The sequence below is a fragment of the Streptomyces sp. NPDC055099 genome (assembly GCF_053607685.1).
In genome coordinates this window covers 1-5,053 of sequence record NZ_JBSGUA010000053.1, presented here as the reverse complement: position 1 = coordinate 5,053, position 5,053 = coordinate 1, and the positions used below count along the sequence as shown (strand labels likewise).

The following is a 5,053-nucleotide window of genomic DNA, read 5'->3' as shown; positions in this document are numbered from 1 at the left end:
GGACCGCGATGCCGCCGTTGTTGGCGGCCTTGGTCATCGCGGCCTTCTGCTCCGGGCTGCGGTGTTCCTGGGCGAACTGGACCATCTCCCGCGGCACGCCGCGGGTGGCGAGGAGTTCGCGGAGCTCGGCGTAGGCGTCGAAGTTGCCCTTGTTGTTGCCCCCGGGGGTTCCGGAGTTGGCGAAGACGAAGAACAGGCCGCCGGGATCCGGGTGACCGGCGTAGGTGCGGTCCTTGTTGGCGTGGTACCCGGCGGCGATGATGTCGGCCGCCTGCACGAGCTTGTTGCCCGCCGGCGCCGACGCGTCGACCAGCCGCGGGTCCAGGGCGACCGCCCGGCCTTCGCCGGAGACGGCCAGCATGTTGTCCTCGTCGCGGGTGACGTCCCCTGCGTGGATGGCCTGCCCGCGTACGACGAGACGCTGGAGGCGGGCCTGCTGGTCGGCGGTCGGATCCACCAGCACCAGCTTGGGGGCGCCCCCGGCGATCTGCGGGCGTTCGATGCCGACCTCGTCACCGGTCTTGGTGTCGGTGGCCAGCCCCCACATCGTCTTCATCGTCTGCTTGGACGTGAACCGGGAGAACCGCTCGACGATGGTCAGGCCGCTGCCGTCCGGGGCCATCTCGATGCGCTGGACCTTCTCCCCGTAGGTCTCCGCCCACAGGTCCGGGCCGTGGACCCCGAACTGGTCCAGCAGCCACGGCGTCGCCAGCTCCAGGCAGTCGTACTGCTCGGCAATGGAGTTCTCCATCGGCGTGCCGGTGCCGAGGGTGACGGTAGGGCGACCGCCGTCGGCCTCGGCGACCTGGTGGTGCCAGTCGACCTTCTGGTAGAGGTCGACCGCGCGGATGCTCGCGCTGCTGCCCCCGGCCTCCTTGGAGCGGAAGCCCAGGGCGGTGAAGCGGTGGGCCTCGTCGACCATGACGTAGTCGAATCCCAGGTCGTCCCAGTACACCTCCCCGGGGGTGCGCATCGGGGCATCGTTGCGCCGGATGCGGGCCTCCACCGTGGCCAGGCGCTGTTCCAGCTTCATCAGGGCGAACGCGTTGTGCGGGATGCCGCGTTCGCGCTCCAGCTGTTCCTTGAGCGATTCCAGCTCGCGGAAGATGAACAGTTCCTGGCGCTCGGGGCTCATCCGGATCGACCCGAACGCGCCCTCGGTGAAGATGACCAGGTCGGGGGTGTTGGCCCGGAGCCACTCCAGGACCGGGCGGCGGTTGCCGTCGGCGAGGTCGTCGGAGGTGATCAGGCGGATGTCGGCGTTGGGGTAGAGCAGCTCGGCTTCGTCGAGCCACTGCTTGCCCAGGCCGGGCTGGACGACGACGAACGGCTTGGCGATCTGCCCGGAGGCCTTCAGGGCCTGGGAGCCCATGACCATGGTGGTGGTCTTGCCCAGGCCCATCTCGTGGGCGAGGATCACGCCCCGCTCGAACTGCATGCGGGCCGCGCCCGAGTGCTGCCAGGGGTGCGGGGTCCGCTCGGTGGTGAACCCCTCCAGGGTCGGCGACAGCCCGTCGTAGCTGCGGACGACGTGCCCGTTCATCTGCCGGTTGTAGGCGTCGGTGAGCTGGGTGACGCGGATGGTGGAGGCGGTGCAGTATTCCTCGAACGCCGAGCGCATCGCGTCGGCCTTGTACCGCATGGCACGGGTGGCGTCCTCGTCGACGCCGCTGCCGTCCAGGAGGTTGACGGCCATCGACGCCCGGCCCAGGAGGGCCTTGGCGATGTGGAGCGCCGGGCGGCGGGCGGTGCCCTTGAGCGCGTTGACCGCGTCGGGGACCTTCCCGGCGGCCAGCGACCAGCCGTAGCGCTCGTTGTGGCTGACCTGGAGGGTCGGGTCGCCGAGGTACTCGCGCAGGAAGCCCTGGACCAGCGGGGCGGGAATCCAGTGCGCGCCGAGCTTCGCGGTGAACTGCCCGAGCACCTTCTGCGCGGGCTGGGCCACTTCCAGGGCGGCGACGTTCACCGCGTACGCCGGGTCGGTGGCCGCCGCCGTACGGGCCTGCTCCAGCTTCGTCCGGACCGGTAGGCCCCGGCGTGCTCCAGCTTCCCGGTGACGGGGTTGTCGAAGACCTCCGTGCCCAGCCGCAGACGGGCATCATCGGTGGTGGTGCCCAGCAGGTTCGCGATCATCGGCAGGTCGACGCGGCCGGTGGCGCCCATCACGGCCATCAGCGCAGTCTTCGGGTCGCTGGTCGGCTTCAGTTCGCCGCGCAGGGTGCCGGGCCGGCGGACCAGGACCTCCGAGGGCACCGCCCGCTCGGTGGCCCGGTCCCAGTGCTCCAGGCCCAGGACGACCGCGGCGTGCGGGTCCTGGCGGAACCAGCCCCACCCGGTGGGCAGCCGGTCCTCTCCGTCGAGGCCGACCTCCGCCTTGCGTGCGGCGGCCTTGGCCTCGTCCGAGGGCAGCGCCAGCCGGGTCTGCCGCGGCCGCGACAGCGGCCCGTACTTCTCGGTGTAAACGGCATGCAGCCGGGAGAGCTGGCCGCGGACCTCCTGCGCCCGGGCCGGGTCGTCGGCGGTCCGGTCCAGTTCCTGGAGTTCGCCCGCCACGTCGCGCAGCGACAGCAGCATCCGCAGTTGCTCGGTGCCCGCGACGCCGTCGGCGGCGATGACCCGGACCGGGTCCGATCCGTTGACGTGCTGCCAGATCCGCCCCTGGTCGTCGGTGTAGAGGCGGCCGGTGAAGTCGGTGGCGTGCTTAGCCCGGGCGGTCTGGAGCAGCAGCGGTTCCCGGTGCGGCCAGTCCTCGTGAGGGACGTAGTCCCGGCCGGCGGCGACCGCCGCGGCGGCGGTGGTCTGCATCCGCTCGCGCAGCAGCCGGGGCGCCTGGCCGGGGTCGCCCTGGACGGTGACCCGGGGCCCGTACGGACCCGACTCGGCCGTCAGGCGGCCCAGCACGTGGTCGGGGTGCTGGGTGAAGTAGGCGTTCACGCCCACCGTGTGGCCGCCCAGCTCCCGTTCCGGGGCGTCGATCCACCCCAGGTCCCCGGGTTCCTCGCCCTCGGCGCGGCGGCGGAAGACCAGAACGTCGGCGACGACGTCGGTATCGGCGGTCTCACCGAAGGTGCCCTTGGGGAGCCGGTAGGCGGCTGCCAGGTCACCCCAGCGGGACATGTCCTGCCGGGCGGAGGAGTCTTCGCCGTCCAGCGTCCACCGCGAGGTGATCACGCTCATGTAGGCGCCGGGCCGCAGCAGCGCCAGCTGCTTGATGATGAACCCGTTGTGCAGGGAGTGGCCGCCCGCCCGGTAGCGGCGCTCCCCGAACGGGGCCTGCGCGAAGGGGACGTTCCCGATCACGGCGTCGAACGTGCCCAGCGGGGCGTCGGTGTCGGTGAACGACTCCGGGAGCACGTTGGCGTGCGGGTAGATCCGGGCGGCGATCGCCGCGGTGGTGGTGTCCAGCTCGACGCCGGTCAGCCGCGCACCCTTCGGGGCGACGCCGAAGAACGCACCGGACCCGCATCCGGCCTCCAGGACCTCCCCGCCCTCGAACCCGTACGCGGCCAAGCCCTCCCACATGGCCTCGGCGACGGCCTGGGGGGTGTAGTGGGCCGAGAGCACGGCCCGGGACGCGGCCCGCCACTCGAAGGGGTCCAGCAGGTCCCGCAGTTCGCCGCGCACCCGGGAGTAGGACTCCCACTGCGCGTGGTCCGTCTCGAAGCCGCCCTCCCGGTCGCCGCCGGGCTGGTAGAGCGTGGTAGAGCGGCTCGTCGGCGTCCGGCTCGTCCAGGAACACCGTGGGCACCGAACCCCAGCCCGACCAGCGGGCCAGGGTCCACTTCTCCTCCAGGGTCGCCCCGCGCTTCTCCCCTTCCACGGTCCGCAGCACCTTCAGAGCGGCCAGGTTGGCCTCCGCTCGGGCCATCGGGCCGCGCGGCAGGTCCGCCGGGTCGGGGCGGAAGCGGACTACCGCTCCAGGTTCTCCAGCTCCCTGCGGATCGACGCCAGCTCCGCCGCTTCCGGACTCAGCCGTGCCGCCTGGTCCGGGGCGTCCTTCCTCCGGCGGCGGCAGCATCTCGCGCAGGACCTGCTCCCGCGCCGTCGCCCGGATCTGCTGCAGCTGACCGACCCGGGCCAGGTACTCCGTCTCCGGTACCAGCGCCTCCTCCAGGTCCTCCTCCGCCATGGCGATCGCCTCGCCCATCTGCGACCCCAGCGTCCGGAAGAACCTCTCCGGGTCCTCCATCGCCGCCAGCTCCCTGGGCCGGAACTCCTCCCAGTGCCTCCGCAGCAGCGTCGCGTACTGGCTGTTCGCCACCATCACCCTCGCCTCCCTCTCCTCCGTCGACGCTACCGGCCAGCGCCGACAGCTGGGCCGCCACCCGCCCCTGATCCACACCACGGCGCTCCACGTCGCCGCCCGCTTCACGGACGTGCCCGATGACCGCGTTGATCCTGATCAGCGCGGCACCCATCGCCGGGATACGCCGCTTGGCCGCCTCCCGCTCCCGCTTGGGCAGCTCCTCGTTCAGCGACTGCTCGCGCAGGTCCTCCGTCGCACGCTCCGCGACCCGCGCCAGCTCCCCGAGCAACCCCTCCTCGAACCAGAACGGGTAGGCCCGCGCCACCTTGTTCGTGAGCGGGTGCAGCACCTTCGTCTGCGTCGGCATCTCGTAGGGGGTCAGCTCAGTGAGCAGACGGTCCTGCTCGCGGGAGAGCGAGGGCCTGCGCCGCAGCCACGACACCAGCGGCTCGTAGGAACTGGACACCAGATCCACGTTCTGTCGCAGGCCCCAGGTGCGCTGCGGAAGAGTTTCCGGATCCTGGTCGAACCGGCGCACCAGCGCGGCCATCGCCGCCGGCGCGGAGTCGAAATCGCCCAGGCTGCTGCGCTCGCTGTAGTCGGCCAGGGCCCGGAACTTCTTCCCCTGCCGCTCCACATACCCGTAAGTGTCCCTGGCCCCGTCGATCCGAACCGGCTGCCTGCCCCCGGAGCCCGCGCCCAGGCGGGCCCGAGCGGCGTCCGGGTGCTGCTCCAGGCCCCGCTGGTGCCAAGCCTCCTCCACAGCCTTCAGGCGTTCTTCCTGGGCCTGCTTGATCTCCTCCCGGT

Annotated in this window: 2 protein-coding genes and 1 pseudogene; all 3 read right to left on the bottom strand. The window is 71.8% G+C overall.

Annotation, left to right across the window (positions count from 1 at the left end; genetic code table 11):
* The coding region (locus tag ACWFRU_RS42125; RefSeq protein ID WP_453694139.1) for a DEAD/DEAH box helicase family protein at positions 1–1,966 on the bottom strand (1,966 nt) is incomplete at its 3' end.
* Complete coding sequence (locus ACWFRU_RS42120; RefSeq protein ID WP_453694137.1) at positions 1,963–3,624, bottom strand: hypothetical protein; 1,662 nt, start codon at positions 3,622–3,624, stop codon at positions 1,963–1,965. The genes ACWFRU_RS42120 and ACWFRU_RS42125, both read right to left, overlap by 4 nt.
* A 344-nt stretch (positions 3,625–3,968) precedes the next feature.
* Positions 3,969–5,053 (bottom strand): annotated as a pseudogene (locus tag ACWFRU_RS42115) (hypothetical protein); the annotation flags it as partial.